The organism is Citrobacter sp. RHB25-C09 (genome assembly GCF_013836145.1).
GTDB lineage: Bacteria > Pseudomonadota > Gammaproteobacteria > Enterobacterales > Enterobacteriaceae > Citrobacter_A.
Map to the genome: position 1 here is coordinate 991,319 of NZ_CP057483.1, position 15,658 is coordinate 1,006,976.

General features: G+C 52.4%; 16 protein-coding genes and 1 rRNA gene. 8 read left to right on the forward strand and 9 right to left on the reverse strand.

What is annotated here, in order from left to right; genetic code table 11:
• The first annotated feature begins 42 nt into the window (after positions 1 to 42).
• From ldcC to tilS, 3 genes are all read left to right on the forward strand, one after another.
• Positions 43 to 2,181, forward strand: a complete 2,139-nt coding sequence (gene ldcC / locus HVY19_RS04640) for a lysine decarboxylase LdcC (protein WP_181683204.1) — start codon at positions 43 to 45, stop codon at positions 2,179 to 2,181.
• A 64-nt stretch (positions 2,182 to 2,245) separates the two neighbouring features.
• Positions 2,246 to 2,635: a VOC family protein gene (locus HVY19_RS04645; RefSeq protein ID WP_181683205.1), complete on the forward strand. Its 390-nt coding sequence runs from the start codon at positions 2,246 to 2,248 to the stop codon at positions 2,633 to 2,635.
• 61 nt (positions 2,636 to 2,696) lie between these two features.
• Positions 2,697 to 3,989: a tRNA lysidine(34) synthetase TilS gene (gene tilS / locus HVY19_RS04650; RefSeq protein ID WP_181683206.1), complete on the forward strand. Its 1,293-nt coding sequence runs from the start codon at positions 2,697 to 2,699 to the stop codon at positions 3,987 to 3,989.
• A gap of 80 nt (positions 3,990 to 4,069) precedes the next feature.
• On the opposite strand, the gene rof is transcribed toward tilS, so the two are convergent.
• Complete coding sequence (gene rof, locus HVY19_RS04655; protein ID WP_181683207.1) at positions 4,070 to 4,330, reverse strand: Rho-binding antiterminator; 261 nt, start codon at positions 4,328 to 4,330, stop codon at positions 4,070 to 4,072.
• Positions 4,317 to 4,517, reverse strand: coding sequence for a YaeP family protein (locus HVY19_RS04660; protein WP_181683208.1), 201 nt, complete (start codon positions 4,515 to 4,517; stop codon positions 4,317 to 4,319). Before HVY19_RS04660 ends, rof begins: the two co-directional genes overlap by 14 nt.
• Positions 4,518 to 4,704: 187 nt before the next feature.
• Here HVY19_RS04660 and HVY19_RS04665 point away from each other — a divergent pair, with 187 nt between their 5' ends.
• Genes HVY19_RS04665 through nlpE form a run of 3 tightly spaced genes read left to right on the forward strand, consistent with a single transcriptional unit; the run spans position 4,705 to position 6,403 of the window.
• On the forward strand, positions 4,705 to 5,250 hold the full coding sequence (locus tag HVY19_RS04665) for a YaeQ family protein (protein ID WP_181683209.1): 546 nt from the start codon (positions 4,705 to 4,707) through the stop codon (positions 5,248 to 5,250).
• Positions 5,247 to 5,666 (forward strand): alternative ribosome rescue aminoacyl-tRNA hydrolase ArfB, encoded by a 420-nt coding sequence (gene arfB / locus HVY19_RS04670; RefSeq protein WP_181683210.1) that lies wholly within the window; start codon positions 5,247 to 5,249, stop codon positions 5,664 to 5,666. Before HVY19_RS04665 ends, arfB begins: the two co-directional genes overlap by 4 nt.
• A 32-nt stretch (positions 5,667 to 5,698) precedes the next feature.
• Entirely contained in the window at positions 5,699 to 6,403 is a 705-nt protein-coding gene (gene nlpE / locus HVY19_RS04675; protein ID WP_181683211.1) for an envelope stress response activation lipoprotein NlpE, read from the forward strand.
• A gap of 35 nt (positions 6,404 to 6,438) precedes the next feature.
• On the opposite strand, the gene HVY19_RS04680 is transcribed toward nlpE, so the two are convergent.
• The 7 genes from HVY19_RS04680 to metN all read right to left on the reverse strand — a co-directional run bounded on the left by HVY19_RS04680 (position 6,439) and on the right by metN (position 12,911).
• On the reverse strand, positions 6,439 to 7,263 hold the full coding sequence (locus HVY19_RS04680; protein ID WP_181683212.1) for a YaeF family permuted papain-like enzyme: 825 nt from the start codon (positions 7,261 to 7,263) through the stop codon (positions 6,439 to 6,441).
• A 55-nt stretch (positions 7,264 to 7,318) separates the two neighbouring features.
• Positions 7,319 to 9,037 carry a proline--tRNA ligase gene (gene proS / locus HVY19_RS04685; protein WP_181683213.1) on the reverse strand — a complete coding sequence of 573 codons (1,719 nt, stop codon included), beginning with the start codon at positions 9,035 to 9,037 and terminating at the stop codon, positions 7,319 to 7,321.
• 109 nt (positions 9,038 to 9,146) lie between these two features.
• The gene (gene tsaA, locus HVY19_RS04690; protein ID WP_181683214.1) at positions 9,147 to 9,854 is read right to left on the reverse strand and encodes a tRNA (N6-threonylcarbamoyladenosine(37)-N6)-methyltransferase TrmO; all 708 of its coding nucleotides are present in this window, start codon (positions 9,852 to 9,854) and stop codon (positions 9,147 to 9,149) included.
• Positions 9,851 to 10,255, reverse strand: coding sequence for an Rcs stress response system protein RcsF (gene rcsF / locus HVY19_RS04695; protein ID WP_181683215.1), 405 nt, complete (start codon positions 10,253 to 10,255; stop codon positions 9,851 to 9,853). Before rcsF ends, tsaA begins: the two co-directional genes overlap by 4 nt.
• Before the next feature lie 117 nt (positions 10,256 to 10,372).
• Positions 10,373 to 11,188: a methionine ABC transporter substrate-binding lipoprotein MetQ gene (metQ, locus tag HVY19_RS04700; protein WP_181683216.1), complete on the reverse strand. Its 816-nt coding sequence runs from the start codon at positions 11,186 to 11,188 to the stop codon at positions 10,373 to 10,375.
• Between the two features lie 45 nt (positions 11,189 to 11,233).
• Positions 11,234 to 11,887 (reverse strand): methionine ABC transporter permease MetI, encoded by a 654-nt coding sequence (locus HVY19_RS04705; protein ID WP_181683217.1) that lies wholly within the window; start codon positions 11,885 to 11,887, stop codon positions 11,234 to 11,236.
• A complete protein-coding gene (metN, locus tag HVY19_RS04710) occupies positions 11,880 to 12,911 on the reverse strand; it encodes a methionine ABC transporter ATP-binding protein MetN (RefSeq protein ID WP_181683218.1) in 1,032 nt (343 codons plus the stop codon). The genes HVY19_RS04705 and metN overlap by 8 nt, the downstream gene beginning before the upstream one ends.
• Before the next feature lie 188 nt (positions 12,912 to 13,099).
• Here metN and gmhB point away from each other — a divergent pair, with 188 nt between their 5' ends.
• The gene (gene gmhB, locus HVY19_RS04715) at positions 13,100 to 13,666 is read left to right on the forward strand and encodes a D-glycero-beta-D-manno-heptose 1,7-bisphosphate 7-phosphatase (RefSeq protein WP_181683219.1); all 567 of its coding nucleotides are present in this window, start codon (positions 13,100 to 13,102) and stop codon (positions 13,664 to 13,666) included.
• A gap of 371 nt (positions 13,667 to 14,037) precedes the next feature.
• A 16S ribosomal RNA gene (locus HVY19_RS04720) occupies positions 14,038 to 15,579 on the forward strand.
• Positions 15,580 to 15,658: the final 79 nt, after the last annotated feature.

Here is a 15,658-nt window from a genome sequence, read left to right on the forward strand (position 1 = left end):
TTAGACAAGCTATGATTAGCTAAGGATTTCCAGGAGGAACGCATGAATATCATCGCCATCATGGGACCGCACGGTGTCTTTTATAAAGATGAACCCATCAAGGAACTGGAACGTGCACTGCAATCGCAGGGATTCCAGATTATCTGGCCGCAAAACAGCGTCGACCTACTGAAGTTTATTGAACATAACCCGCGCATTTGCGGCGTGATTTTTGACTGGGACGAGTACAGTCTCGACTTGTGTAGCGATATCAACCAGCTTAATGAATATTTGCCACTGTATGCGTTTATCAACACGCATTCGACGATGGACGTCAGCGTTCATGATATGCGCATGGCGCTCTGGTTTTTTGAGTACGCGTTAGGACAGGCGGAAGATATCGCCACACGAATTCGGCAGTACACCAATGAGTATCTCGACAATATCACGCCCCCCTTCACCAGAGCGCTGTTTACCTATGTTAAAGAGGGCAAATACACCTTTTGTACACCGGGGCATATGGCAGGAACGGCCTATCAGAAAAGCCCGGTCGGCTGCCTGTTCTATGATTTCTTTGGTGGCAACACGCTGAAATCAGATGTGTCGATATCGGTGACCGAACTGGGTTCACTCCTCGATCATACCGGGCCGCATCTGGAAGCCGAGGAGTACATTGCGCGTACCTTTGGCGCAGAACAAAGCTACATGGTCACTAACGGCACTTCTACGTCGAATAAAATTGTAGGCATGTATGCCGCACCGACGGGCAGTACGCTGCTGATTGATCGTAACTGCCATAAATCACTGGCCCATCTGCTGATGATGAGTGACGTTGTACCGATCTGGCTGAAGCCGACGCGTAATGCATTAGGCATTCTGGGCGGGATCCCTCGTCGTGAATTTATGCGTGAGAGTATTGAACGCAAGGTGGCCGAAACGTCACAGGCGCAGTGGCCGGTTCACGCGGTTATCACTAACTCGACCTACGATGGTTTGTTGTATAACACCAACTGGATCAAGCAGACGCTGGACGTGCCTTCGATCCATTTCGATTCCGCCTGGGTGCCGTACACCCATTTTCACCCGATCTATGATGGAAAAAGCGGGATGAGCGGCGAGCGAGTTCCCGGCAAGGTGATCTTCGAAACGCAATCTACCCATAAAATGCTGGCGGCGTTGTCGCAGGCGTCGTTGATTCATATTAAAGGCGATTACGATGAGGACACCTTCAACGAAGCGTTTATGATGCATACCTCAACGTCGCCCAGCTACCCCATTGTGGCCTCTATCGAAACCGCGGCGGCGATGCTGCGCGGTAATCCGGGCAAGCGGTTAATTAATCGTTCCGTAGAACGCGCGTTGCATTTCCGCAAAGAAATCCAGCGACTGCGGGAAGAAGCAGAAGGCTGGTTCTTTGATATCTGGCAGCCGGAGAACGTTGAGGAAGCCGAGTGCTGGCCTGTCGCTCCCGGCGAGGACTGGCATGGTTTTACCGACGCGGACAAGGATCATATGTTCCTCGATCCGGTAAAAGTCACGATTCTGACGCCCGGCATGGACGAACAGGGGAACATGAGCGAGGAGGGAATACCTGCCGCACTGGTGGCGAAATTCCTCGATGAGCGCGGTGTGGTGGTCGAAAAAACAGGTCCGTACAACTTGCTGTTTCTGTTCAGTATCGGGATAGATAAAACCCGCGCGATGGGGCTGTTACGTGGCCTGACGGAGTTTAAACGCGCTTACGATCTTAATCTTCGCGTAAAAAATATGCTGCCGGATCTCTATGCTGAAGATCCTGATTTCTATCGTAATATGCGTATTCAGGAGCTGGCGCAGGGGATCCATACGCTCATCCGTCAGCACGATCTTTCCGGGCTAATGCTGCGCGCATTCGATACTTTGCCGGAAATGATCATGACGCCGCACCAGGCCTGGCAGCGGCAGATCAAAGGTGACGTTGAAACGGTGACGCTGGAGCAACTGGTTGGGCGCGTTTCGGCCAATATGATATTGCCTTATCCGCCGGGTGTACCGCTGCTCATGCCGGGCGAGATGATCACCGAACAGAGCCGGGCGGTGCTCGATTTCTTGTTAATGCTCTGTTCGGTTGGCCATCATTATCCTGGCTTCGAGACGGATATTCATGGCGCCAGACAGGATGAAGATGGCGTATACCGTGTACGAGTCTTAAAAACGGTATGACAACTTGCGCTGAGTGTCCTCGGGCGAGTAACGTGCTGTAAAACACTAAGGAGACGAAGACGCTATGTTGGGATTAAAACAGGTTCATCATATTGCGATTATCGCGACTGACTACGCGGTGAGTAAGGCGTTCTATTGCGATATTCTGGGATTCACACTCCAGAGTGAGGTCTACCGGGAAGAGCGTGATTCCTGGAAGGGCGATCTGGCGTTGAACGGGCAATATGTGGTTGAGCTGTTTTCGTTCCCGTTCCCACCCGAGCGTCCAAGCCGCCCGGAAGCGTGCGGCTTGCGTCATCTGGCCTTCAGCGTTGATGATGTAGAAAAAGCGATTGCACACCTCGAGGCGAATCAGGTCAAATGCGAAGCGATTCGCATTGATCCGTATACCAATAAGCGCTTTACCTTTTTCAACGATCCGGATGGTCTGCCGTTAGAACTCTATGAGCAGTAAGACTTGTTATTACGGCGATAGCCCGGTAACGTGCCGGGCAACGTCACTGTAAGTAACCACTATGACCACACTCACCCTGAACACGTCGCTTTTCACCTCGCCATCGATCCTTGTCGCTTTTAGCGGCGGACTGGACTCGACGGTTCTGTTGCACCAGCTGGTCCAATGGCGGCAGCAACGCCCAGAGCTCTCTCTGCGTGCTATTCATATTCATCATGGGTTAAGTCCCCATGCTGATGAGTGGGTGAAGCATTGCGAAGCCGTTTGCGCACAGTGGCAGGTACCACTGGTGGTTGAACGCGTGACGCTTGCCGATGAAGGACTGGGAATTGAAGCCCACGCGCGGCGGGCGCGATATAAAGCGTTTGCCGGCGCACTACAACCCGGTGAAGTTCTGGTAACCGCCCAACACCTTGACGATCAGTGCGAAACCTTTCTGCTGGCACTTAAACGCGGTAGCGGTCCGGCGGGGCTTTCGGCAATGGCAGAAGTCTCTCCCTTTGCCGACACGCAGCTTATCCGCCCTCTGTTGACGCAGTCGCGCGAGTCGCTGGCGTTGTGGGCGCGAGAGCACCAGCTTCAATGGATTAATGATGAAAGTAACCAGGATGATACGTATGACCGCAACTTTCTGCGTCTGCGCATCATTCCGCTCCTACAACAGCGCTGGCCGCACTTTGCTGAAGCTACCGCGCGCAGTGCCGCACTTTGCGCCGGACAGGAGAGTCTGCTCGACGAACTGCTGGCCGAGGAACTGTCAGAGTGTATGACGGCGCAGGGCACTCTCCAGCTTGCGCCATTAATGGTGATGAGCGATATGCGACGCGCAGCTCTGCTTCGCCGCTGGCTGGCAACGCACAATGCGCCGATGCCCTCACGCGATGGGCTGGAGCGGATCTGGCAGGAAGTGGTGCTGGCACGCGAAGATGCTTCTCCATGCCTACGTTTTGGCGAGCATGAGGTACGCCGCTTTCAGGGGCAGTTGTGGTGGGTTAAAGCGGTAACAGGACAAAGTGAGACGGTGTTGTCATGGTGCGACTGGCAAACGCCACTCACATTACCTGCCGGACTTGGCAACATACGGCTCATTCCGGCAGGTGAATTGCGCCTTCCCCGTGCCGATGAGCCTGTAAGCATTCGCTTCAAAGCTTCCGGGTTGCTGCACATCGTGGGGCGTAATGGCGGACGTAAGCTTAAGAAAATCTGGCAGGAGCAGGGCATTCCGCCCTGGCGACGCGACACTACACCTTTACTGTTCTATGGCGACACGCTGATTGCGGCGGCGGGTGTTTTTGTGACGCATGAAGGGGTTGCAGAAGGTGAAGAAGGCGTGAGGCTGGAATGGAATGCCTGATGGCGCTGCGCTTATCAGGCCTACTCTCCATCCGATAGTAGATCTGATAAGGTGCTTACAGCGCCATCCGGCACCTAAATTTATGATTCGCTGACCACCACAGTACCAATTTCCGGGTGACTAAAGCTGGCGATTTTATCGAGACGGAGCTCGCGCGTTTCGCCTGCCACCTCAGTAACCAGGTATTCCACATTTTTTCGCGAAACCAAATCATTGGCCTTCGCCTGCAGAACTTCACCGTCTTTCAATTCCAGCGTCAGTAATAAATGATGCTGGCAGGCGAGCTCAAGGTTGTCGTAGTCATCACAGTTGATGGGTTGATATGTTTCATTCATTGACATAATCGCTCACCAGTAAGTTCGCAGCCGCATAGGCCGCCTTTTCCCTGACCGACTCTGAAAGGGCGCTATCTGCGGCCATTTCATTAAGCACCTTTAATACGCAACCCAGCGCGTCCGGGATATACCCTAAGTCTCCGCTGGCGATTTCCGCATACCGCTTGCGTATCAACTCACAATATTTGTCCACATGCCCTCCTGTCAGTGGTCTGACTTAACCGTGGATGCAAGTTTAAGCCTACGAAGATAAACTCTGTTTAGCAAGGTGACTATACCACAGCCATTCAAGCAATATCAGCGCCTTGATAGTTGATCCTCAGACAGCCTTTTGGCTCCGTTTTCGCTACAATGACCGCCTGAAACCCAAGGAGTATTTCATGGCGCTAAAAGCGACAATTTATAAAGCCGTCGTCAATGTGGCGGACCTCGACCGTAACCAGTTCCTGGATGCGACATTAACGCTGGCGCGTCACCCCTCCGAAACCCAGGAACGCATGATGCTGCGTTTACTGGCGTGGATTAAATATGCTGATGAGCGGCTTCAGTTCACTCGTGGCCTGAGCGCTGAAGATGAGCCAGAGGCGTGGCTGCGTAACGATCATCTGGGTATCGATCTATGGATTGAGCTGGGATTACCCGATGAGCGAAGAATCAAGAAAGCGTGTACGCAGGCTGGGGAAGTAGGGCTGTTCACCTACAACAGTCGCGCAGCTCAAATCTGGTGGCAGCAGAACCAAAGTAAATGTGCGCAGTTTTCGAATTTGTCTGTCTGGTATCTGGATGACGAGCAGTTGGCGCAGCTCAGTGCCTTTGCCGGCCGCACAATGACACTTCAGGCAACTATTCAGGATGGTGCTATCTGGTTATCCGATTCTGAGAATAATCTGGAAATTCATCTCACTCCATGGCAACAGCGAGCATGATCGTTATTTCGCAAAATGTCGCGATCCCTGATGATGAAGTGGAGATAACCGCCATTCGTGCGCAGGGCGCGGGGGGACAGCACGTCAACAAAACTTCAACAGCGATACATTTGCGTTTTGACATTCGGGCCTCTGGCCTGCCAGAGTATTACAAGGAACGTTTGCTTTCCGCCAGTCATCACCTGATAACCCCGGACGGCGTCATTATTATTAAGGCACAGGAGTATCGCAGCCAGACGCTGAATCGCGAAGCCGCGCTAGCCAGGCTGGTGGCCGTCATTAAAGAACTCACGACAGTGCAAAAAAGTCGGCGGGCAACGCGACCTACGCGAGCGTCAAAGGAACGCAGATTAACCTCGAAGGCGCAAAAATCTTCCGTGAAAGCACTGCGAGGAAAAGTCCGGTCAGGTGACTAACGACAGAAATAACAATGAAAAAGGATGCCTGAGTGAAAAAACTCATCGTTGCAACAGTGGCAGTATTTACTCTCTTCGCCCTGATTGGCTGTAACAACCGCTCAGACGGAGATATTTTTCATCCCTCATCGTCAGCAGAACTAAAACCGATGCAGCAAAGCTGGCGCGGGGTATTGCCGTGTGCAGATTGCGAAGGCATCGAGACTTCCTTGTATCTTGAAAAAGACGGTACCTGGGTAATGAACGAGCATTATCAGGGGGCGCGTGATGAACCGTCTTCTTTTGCCTCCTGGGGAAGCTGGGCCCGCACTGCCGATAAGCTGGTGCTAACGGACAGCAATGGTGAAAAGGCCTATTTTCGCGCGAAGGGGGAATCTCTGGAAATGCTCGACAGGGAAGGTAATCCGATTGAATCGCAATTTAACTATGTGCTGGAGCCGGTAAAATCGAGCCTGCCTGCCACCCCGATGGCGATGCGTGGGATGTATTTCTATAGGGCAGATGCAGCCACCTTTACTGATTGTGCCACCGGAAAGCGGGTGTCGGTGGCAAACAACGCGACGCTGGAGCGGGGCTATCTTGCGGCGCGGAAGGCCAGTGACAAACCCGTCCTGCTTTCGGTAGAAGGGCATTTCACCGTGGAAGAGAACCCGGATACCGGTTTGCCGACCAGAGTCTTAACGCCAGACTCTGATGGACAATTTTACCCAGACCAGGATTGTCACAGCCCACAGTAAACGTTCGGAGCCGGAAGCCCTGTTCCGGCTCGTTCTTACGGATTCAGCCCTACAAAACGTCCCGTTTTGATATAAATCCCGAGCTTCAAATGGCCGACATAGCGGAGCTGTGTTTCTGCTTTAAAGGACGAAACGTCACCTTCCCGCATATGCATTAAGTCCGCAGGGCTTATCCAGCCAGACTGCGCCAGCGTGAGCGGATGACCGGCTCTGGCAAACGCATCAGTGACGAACTCTGAACAAAACCATACTTTCTTATCCGCCTCACTAACATCGCTCAACTGCGCTTTTGCCAGCCCGTTAACGCACTGCTGGCGGAAATCCGCGGAGAAGGGGTTCAGCGAGCACATCTGGCGGGTCAACATAAACGGGATAAATTCGACAATACCGCGATAGTTGTAACCGCTGTCTTTGATTTTATAAGCGAACGCTTCAATTTCATTTGCCTGCTGCGGCGTGAGATCCGGCGCGCGGAGGGCAAAAATTTTATCGCTATGCTTCATTGCCTGTTGCAGCGAAACAATTTGCACACCCGCGCCAGTGGCTTCTGCCACCTCCTCATCTCCCAGGTAGATGGCCACGTGGCTGACGGAAGCGCTACTGAAGGCGCGAATGCCTAATGAAGTAACCCCCAGGCTGGAAGAGAACAGCAGATCGCCAGGCTTCAGGTCGGCAACGGTGATTTCACGCAGAATTTTATCGGTAAATGAACTCTGTTGCTGGAATTTGACCGCCCATTTTTTTGCCTGAGTATCAACGGCGGATGCCGATGAGTCTGGCTGGCTGACATCAACAGTACACGCTGAAAGAAAAAGAAAGCAGGGGAGAAGCAGGCGATAATTCGCCGTTTGTTTAGCCATTTTATACATTCCATGTAAAAAAAGAGGCCCTGAAAAATCAGGACCTCTTCTGGCATCAGCCTTTAATCTGTTTTATCAGATAATTGACGATATCGCCGGTTTTGATGAGTTGTTTCTCGCCACTGCGACGGTATTTATATTCGATATCGTCGTTGTCGAGGTTGCGGTCACCCAGTACGATAGTGTGCGGAATGCCGATCAGTTCCATATCGGCGAACATCACGCCTGGACGTTCTTTACGGTCGTCCATCAGCACTTCGATGCCCTGTGCACGCAGTTCAGCGTACAGCTTTTCAGCCAGTTCCTGCACGCGATAAGACTTGTGCATGTTCATCGGCAAAATCGCTACCTGGAACGGTGCGATGGCCTCAGGCCAGACGATGCCACGCTCGTCGTAGTTTTGCTCAATGGCCGCAGCCACCACGCGCGTTACACCGATACCGTAGCAACCCATCGTCAGGATTTGGTTACGGCCATCTTCACCCTGAACGGCAGCTTTCAACGCTTCAGAGTATTTGGTGCCTAACTGGAAGATGTGACCAACTTCGATACCGCGTTTGATCAGCAGCGTACCCTGACCGTCCGGGCTCGGATCGCCTGCCACCACGTTACGAATGTCTGCAACTTCCGGCGTTACTACGTCGCGATCCCAGTTAATGCCAAAGTAGTGTTTGCCATCAACGTTGGCGCCAGCAGCGAAATCGCTCATTGCTGCAACGGTACGGTCGATAACCACCGGAACTGGCATATTTACCGGGCCAAGTGAGCCCGGGCCGGCTTTCACCAGCGCGCGAATTTCTTCTTCCGTGGCGAACGTCAGTGGGCTGGCGACCTGAGGCAGTTTTTCCGCTTTAACTTCATTCAGCTCGTGATCGCCGCGGACCAGCAGGGCAACCAGCGGTGATTTGCTGCCTTCCACGGCTTTTACCAGCAGGGTTTTCACCGTTTTCTCTACCGGCAGATTGAACTGCTCAACCAACTCGGCGATGGTTTTCGCATTCGGCGTATCGACCAGGGTCATCTCCTGGGTAGCGGCTGCGCGCGGTTCTTTTGGCGCTAACGCTTCGGCAAATTCAATATTGGCCGCGTAGTCAGAGGTGTCAGAGAAGATCACGTCGTCTTCACCGCTCTGCGCCAGTACCTGGAATTCATGCGATGCGCTACCGCCGATAGAACCGGTATCTGCCTGTACTGCGCGGAAATCCAGACCCATACGGCTAAAGATCTTGCTATAAGCGGCATACATGGCGTCGTAGGTTTCCTGCAAGGACTCCTGAGACGTATGGAAAGAATAAGCATCTTTCATCAGAAATTCGCGGGAACGCATTACACCGAAACGCGGGCGCACTTCGTCACGGAATTTCGTCTGGATCTGGAAGAAGTTCAGCGGCAGCTGTTTGTACGAGCTCAGCTCGTTACGGATCAGATCAGTGATGACTTCTTCGTGCGTTGGGCCGAGTACGAACGGACGCTCGCCACGGTCAACAAAACGCAGCAGTTCCGGGCCATACTGTTCCCAACGACCACTCTCTTGCCACAGGTCAGCAGGCTGAACCACGGGCATAGACACCTCGATCGCACCAGCGTTATTCATCTCTTCACGCACGATGTTTTCGACTTTTTTCAGGACGCGCAGGCCGGTCGGCAGCCAGGTGTATAACCCGGAGGCGAGCTTGCGGATCATCCCGGCGCGCAGCATCAGCTGGTGGCTGATAACCTCGGCGTCGGCAGGTGTCTCCTTCAGGGTGGAGAGCAGGTATTGGCTAGTACGCATGTTGTTACGGTTCCAGTTGAACGATTGAACAGGCTCAATGTGAGCCTGACACAAAAAAGTATCTTAGTTTACCAGCGAGAAAGGGATGTCAAAAGAGAAGGGCGCGAAATTAGCGGGGTTCGAGCGCAAAGACTTCAAAACCCACCTCGGTTACCCGCCAGCGCACGTTGAAATCATGCAGCCAGACGGCATACGTTTTCCCCGTTTCTTCTCCCTTACGATAGGCTGGACGCGGGTCCTGCGCCAGTACCTCACGAATAAACGTTTTCAACTGCGGATAGCGATTTTCGAGTGAGGGAAACAGTGCTTCGATCTCATTGGTAAAACTGACCTGCATTTCTGCCTGTGGGGCATGCTGGGCATAGCTTGCGGTTGCGTCTGGGAGTGACTCGGCAAAGGGCAGATAGGGTTTAATATCAATAACTGGCGTACCGTCCACCAGGTCCAGACTACCCAACCTGAGAATGACCTTCTCTTTCTGGCAGACAATGCCTTTCAGCTCTACCAGCGACATACCCACGGGGTTCGGGCGAAAGGTGGAGCGCGTCGCGAACACGCCCATACGTGCGTTGCCGCCAAGACGAGGTGGGCGCACCGTTGGGCGCCATCCGCCCTCCATTGTCTGATGGAAAACAAAGATCACCCAGAGGTGGCTGAATGCCTCCAGGCCGCGTACCGCGTCGGCCTGGTTATAAGGCGGCAACAGATGCAGTTCGCCGTCTACGCTTTTTACCAGCCCAGGCTGGCGAGGTACGGCGAACTTTTCTTTGTATGGCGAGCGAATGACTGCGATTTGCTCAAAGTGAAACTGACTCATTTAGCCGAGATGTTGAGCGCAGAACCGATACAAACAGCTTGACGGTAGCAGCCTGGCGTACCGCTGGTGACTTCGCAGCTATGCTGTAAAACGGCATTCGCTTTCATTTTCGAGGCGTTAATCTGCATACGCTTACGCGCCGTTGGGATGCTCGGTGGAGAGTCCTGGTTAGAAGCCTGGCAGGATTCACCGCTAACTTCGCCCAGATCGCGGAACGGTTTGCCGACAAGGTCTTCCGCTTTGGTATAAATTCTGACGGGGACTGCACGCGGCGCTTTTGGCTTTTCCGGCTCCACTTTTGGCGGCGTTGCGGTGCTTTGAACGGGTTCAACAGGGGATCTGCTTAGCATGGAACAGCCGCTCAGCATGAGTGCCAATAAACAGATCGGTAAAGCACGCATAATATTTCCTCAATGAATGATCTAACTGTCAGATATTGAATCAGGAGCTTGCATAAATGACAAGACGGGCAAGTGCCCGTCCTGAATAATATTACAGTTTGTGAAAAGCGCCTAAAATTACCAGCCCTTAACAGCACCGCCATTAAAGACTTTGTTTGCCGCTTCGTAAACTTCGTCAGACTGATAGGCCTGAACGAACTTCTTCACATTCTCCGCATCTTTATTGTCTTCACGAGTGACAATCAGGTTTACGTAGGGGGAGTCTTTATCTTCAACAAAGATGCCATCTTTTGCTGGCGTCAGGCCAATCTGGCTGGCATAAGTGGTGTTGATCACTGCCAGGGCAATTTGCGCGTCGTCCAGCGAGCGCGGCAACTGTGGCGCTTCTAGTTCAACAATTTTCAGATTTTTCGTGTTCTCAACAATGTCCAGAGAGGTTGGCAGCAGACCGACGCCATCTTTCAGTTTGATCAGGCCCACTTTTTGCAGCAGCAGCAGGGAACGTCCAAGGTTGGTTGGATCGTTAGGAACGGCAACCTGCGCGCCATCCTGAAGCTCTTCCAGTGATTTGATTTTTTTAGAATAGCCTGCAATCGGGTATACGAAGGTGTTGCCCGCAGCAACAAGCTTGTAACCACGATCTTTAATCTGCTGATCCAGGTACGGCTTATGCTGGAAGGCGTTCGCATCGATGTCGCCTTTGCTCAGCGCTTCGTTCGGCAGCACATAATCGTTGAATGTCACCAGCTCGACGTCCAGACCATATTTCTCTTTTGCCACTTTTTGCGCGACTTCGGCGACCTGCTGCTCAGCACCATTAATGACGCCCACTTTGATGTGGTTCGGATCTTTTTCATCCTGGCCGCAGCCAGCCAGTGCCAGAGATCCAATCAGGGCTCCAACTGCCGCAAAGGTTTTGAATTTGAACGCCATACTTATTTCCTTTTAATTAATGAGTTTTTTGTGTTGTGTTTAACGTTACTTGTGCGTCACAGCCCGGACGATACGATCGCCTGCGAACTGAATTAAATAAACCAGAACGACGAGTAATACCAGCACCGTATTCATAACAGTAGCATTGTAGCCAATATAGCCGTACTGGTAGCCAATCTGTCCAAGACCACCGGCACCTACGGCACCGCCCATCGCGGAGTAGCCAACCAGCGTAATCAGCGTAATGGTTGCCGCGTTTACCAGGCCAGGCAGGGCTTCTGGTAGCAGTACTTTGCGTACAATCTGTAGCGGGGTAGCACCCATTGCGCGCGAAGCTTCAATAAGACCCGTCGGGATTTCCAGCAGCGCGTTCTCAACCATACGGGCGATAAACGGCGCCGCGCCAACGGTGAGCGGGACAATCGCCGCCTGCAGCCCGATTGAGGTTCCCACAATGATGCGGGTAAAGGGAATCATCCATACCAGCAAAATAATGAACGGAATGGAACGGAAGATATTAACGAGCGCAGAAAGGGTGCGATAGAGCTTCGCGTTTTCGATAATTTGCCCGGGACGGGTTACGTACAGCAGTACGCCAACCGGCAGTCCGATCACAAAGCCAAAGAAACCCGATACGAAGGTCATCGCCAGCGTTTCCCAAACGCCACGAACCAGCAGCCACATCATCGGCTCAGACATAACCCAGTACCTCTACTTTTACATGGTGTTCCTGCAGCCAGGCGATGGCGGCTTGCGTTTCTTCTTGAGTGCCGTGCATTTCGGTCAGCATAATGCCGAACTTCACCCCACCGGCATAATCCATCTGCGCGCTAATAATGTTGTTATTGACGTTAAAGCGGCGTGCCGTTTCAGACAGCAACGGGGCATCGACGGACTGGCCGGTGAATTCCATGCGCAACATGGGGACACTGTTGACTTCTGGCTCTGCTTTCATGCGCTCCAGATAATCTTCCGGAATATCCAGATGCAGCGTGGACTGAATAAACTTCTGTGCCAGTGGCGTTTTTGGATGAGAGAACACTTCGCTGACAGTGTCTTGTTCAATCAGTTCACCGTCGCTGATGACGGCGACGCAGTCACAAATACGCTTAACCACATCCATTTCATGAGTGATCAACAAAATCGTCAGGCCCAGACGACGGTTAATATCTTTTAATAGTTCCAGAATAGAACGGGTAGTTGCCGGATCTAACGCGCTGGTGGCTTCATCGCACAACAGCACTTTAGGCTGGCTCGCCAGCGCACGAGCGATGGCCACACGCTGCTTCTGTCCGCCAGAGAGGTTTGCTGGATAGCTGTCGTGCTTATCACCCAGACCAACCAGATCTAACAGCTCCGTAACGCGGCGCTTGATCTCTTCCTTTGGCGTGTTGTCGAGTTCCAGCGGTAAGGCGACGTTGCCAAAAACGGTACGGGATGCCAGCAGGTTAAAGTGCTGGAAGATCATGCCAATCTGGCGACGTGCCTTGGTCAGCTCAGATTCAGAAAGCGTCGTCAGTTCCTGACCACCGACCTGCACGCTTCCTTCAGTCGGACGTTCCAGAAGATTAACGCAACGGATAAGCGTGCTTTTACCGGCACCTGAGGCACCGATAACGCCATAAATTTGTCCGGCAGGGACATGCAGGCTAACGTTGTTTAGCGCCTGAATGCTGCGGGTCCCCTGTTGGAACACCTTGGTGATATTCGAAAGTTTAATCATTGATTATTTTTATCGTAATAAAGTTAGCCGTGGCAGGTTTGTCTGCCTGATACGGACAAAGCCGTCAATGAAATGGATGTTAAGGCATCCAGACGTCTAAATCAATCGGGGTTTATGCGATGAGCACTTTCTTGCCTGTCGAAACATGCGATACTAATGCCACATGCCTTATTCAGGAGCTATAAAAGGTGGCTAAGTCCGTACCCGCAATTTTTCTCGACCGTGACGGGACTATTAATGTCGATCACGGCTATGTACATGAAATCGACAACTTCGAATTTATTGACGGCGTTATTGATGCCATGCGCGAGCTTAAAAGTATGGGCTATGCGCTGGTGGTTGTGACTAATCAGTCCGGGATTGCACGCGGTAAGTTTTCTGAAGCGCAGTTTGAGACATTAACTGAATGGATGGACTGGTCGCTAGCCGACCGCGATGTTGATCTGGATGGCATCTATTATTGCCCGCATCACCCGCAGGGCACGGTAGAAGAGTACCGCCAGGTTTGCGACTGCCGTAAACCCCATCCCGGTATGCTGATCTCGGCGCGCGATTTTCTGCACATCGATATGGCTTCTTCTTTTATGGTCGGTGACAAACTCGAAGATATGCAGGCAGCCGCTGCAGCAGAAGTTGGAACAAAAGTGTTAGTGCGTACGGGCAAGCCGATTACGCCGGAAGCTGAAAATGCGGCGGATTGGGTATTAAATAGTCTGGCAGACCTGCCATCGGCGATAAAAAAGCAGCAAAAATAAGCGTTGCGGTCAAAAGATGAGCGGTTGAAATAAATCTGCATTTTTCCGCTTGTCTTCCTGAGTCGACCCCCTATAATGCGCCTCCATCGACACGGCGGATGTGAATCACTTCACAGAAAAACGCCAGTGGCGATGAAGAGAAAAATCCTGAAATTCAGGGTTGACTCTGAAAGAGGAAAGCGTAATATACGCCACCTCGCGACAGAGCGCTGAAGCGCGTCGCAACTGCTCTTTAACAATTTATCAGACAATCTGTGTGGGCACTCAAAGTGACATGGATTCTTAATGTCCTCGGACACTAAATGAATACCAAGTCTCAAAGAGTGAACACGTAATTCATTACGAAGTTTAATTCTACGAGCATCAAACTTAAATTGAAGAGTTTGATCATGGCTCAGATTGAACGCTGGCGGCAGGCCTAACACATGCAAGTCGAACGGTAACAGGAAGCAGCTTGCTGCTTTGCTGACGAGTGGCGGACGGGTGAGTAATGTCTGGGAAACTGCCCGATGGAGGGGGATAACTACTGGAAACGGTAGCTAATACCGCATAACGTCGCAAGACCAAAGAGGGGGACCTTCGGGCCTCTTGCCATCGGATGTGCCCAGATGGGATTAGCTTGTTGGTGAGGTAACGGCTCACCAAGGCGACGATCCCTAGCTGGTCTGAGAGGATGACCAGCCACACTGGAACTGAGACACGGTCCAGACTCCTACGGGAGGCAGCAGTGGGGAATATTGCACAATGGGCGCAAGCCTGATGCAGCCATGCCGCGTGTATGAAGAAGGCCTTCGGGTTGTAAAGTACTTTCAGCGGGGAGGAAGGTGTTGAGGTTAATAACCTCAGCAATTGACGTTACCCGCAGAAGAAGCACCGGCTAACTCCGTGCCAGCAGCCGCGGTAATACGGAGGGTGCAAGCGTTAATCGGAATTACTGGGCGTAAAGCGCACGCAGGCGGTCTGTCAAGTCGGATGTGAAATCCCCGGGCTCAACCTGGGAACTGCATTCGAAACTGGCAGGCTAGAGTCTTGTAGAGGGGGGTAGAATTCCAGGTGTAGCGGTGAAATGCGTAGAGATCTGGAGGAATACCGGTGGCGAAGGCGGCCCCCTGGACAAAGACTGACGCTCAGGTGCGAAAGCGTGGGGAGCAAACAGGATTAGATACCCTGGTAGTCCACGCCGTAAACGATGTCGACTTGGAGGTTGTGCCCTTGAGGCGTGGCTTCCGGAGCTAACGCGTTAAGTCGACCGCCTGGGGAGTACGGCCGCAAGGTTAAAACTCAAATGAATTGACGGGGGCCCGCACAAGCGGTGGAGCATGTGGTTTAATTCGATGCAACGCGAAGAACCTTACCTGGTCTTGACATCCACAGAAGAATCCAGAGATGGATTTGTGCCTTCGGGAACTGTGAGACAGGTGCTGCATGGCTGTCGTCAGCTCGTGTTGTGAAATGTTGGGTTAAGTCCCGCAACGAGCGCAACCCTTATCCTTTGTTGCCAGCGGTCCGGCCGGGAACTCAAAGGAGACTGCCAGTGATAAACTGGAGGAAGGTGGGGATGACGTCAAGTCATCATGGCCCTTACGACCAGGGCTACACACGTGCTACAATGGCATATACAAAGAGAAGCGACCTCGCGAGAGCAAGCGGACCTCATAAAGTATGTCGTAGTCCGGATTGGAGTCTGCAACTCGACTCCATGAAGTCGGAATCGCTAGTAATCGTGGATCAGAATGCCACGGTGAATACGTTCCCGGGCCTTGTACACACCGCCCGTCACACCATGGGAGTGGGTTGCAAAAGAAGTAGGTAGCTTAACCTTCGGGAGGGCGCTTACCACTTTGTGATTCATGACTGGGGTGAAGTCGTAACAAGGTAACCGTAGGGGAACCTGCGGTTGGATCACCTCCTTACCTTAAAGAACCTGCCTTTGTAGTGTCCACACAGATTGTCTGATGAAAAGTAAATAGCAAGGCGTCTTGCGATTGAGAC

Coding starts and splice junctions, on each gene's coding strand:
- ldcC (WP_181683204.1), top strand. CDS start 43: ATGAATATCATCGCCATCATGGGACCGCACGGTGTCTTTTATAAAGAT.
- tsaA (WP_181683214.1), bottom strand. CDS start 9,854: ATGAGTCAGTTTCACTTTGAGCAAATCGCAGTCATTCGCTCGCCATAC.
- rof (WP_181683207.1), bottom strand. CDS start 4,330: ATGTCAATGAATGAAACATATCAACCCATCAACTGTGATGACTACGAC.
- proS (WP_181683213.1), bottom strand. CDS start 9,037: ATGCGTACTAGCCAATACCTGCTCTCCACCCTGAAGGAGACACCTGCC.
- HVY19_RS04680 (WP_181683212.1), bottom strand. CDS start 7,263: ATGGCTAAACAAACGGCGAATTATCGCCTGCTTCTCCCCTGCTTTCTT.
- metN (WP_181683218.1), bottom strand. CDS start 12,911: ATGATTAAACTTTCGAATATCACCAAGGTGTTCCAACAGGGGACCCGC.
- tilS (WP_181683206.1), top strand. CDS start 2,697: ATGACCACACTCACCCTGAACACGTCGCTTTTCACCTCGCCATCGATC.
- HVY19_RS04645 (WP_181683205.1), top strand. CDS start 2,246: ATGTTGGGATTAAAACAGGTTCATCATATTGCGATTATCGCGACTGAC.
- HVY19_RS04665 (WP_181683209.1), top strand. CDS start 4,705: ATGGCGCTAAAAGCGACAATTTATAAAGCCGTCGTCAATGTGGCGGAC.
- arfB (WP_181683210.1), top strand. CDS start 5,247: ATGATCGTTATTTCGCAAAATGTCGCGATCCCTGATGATGAAGTGGAG.
- HVY19_RS04705 (WP_181683217.1), bottom strand. CDS start 11,887: ATGTCTGAGCCGATGATGTGGCTGCTGGTTCGTGGCGTTTGGGAAACG.
- metQ (WP_181683216.1), bottom strand. CDS start 11,188: ATGGCGTTCAAATTCAAAACCTTTGCGGCAGTTGGAGCCCTGATTGGA.
- rcsF (WP_181683215.1), bottom strand. CDS start 10,255: ATGCGTGCTTTACCGATCTGTTTATTGGCACTCATGCTGAGCGGCTGT.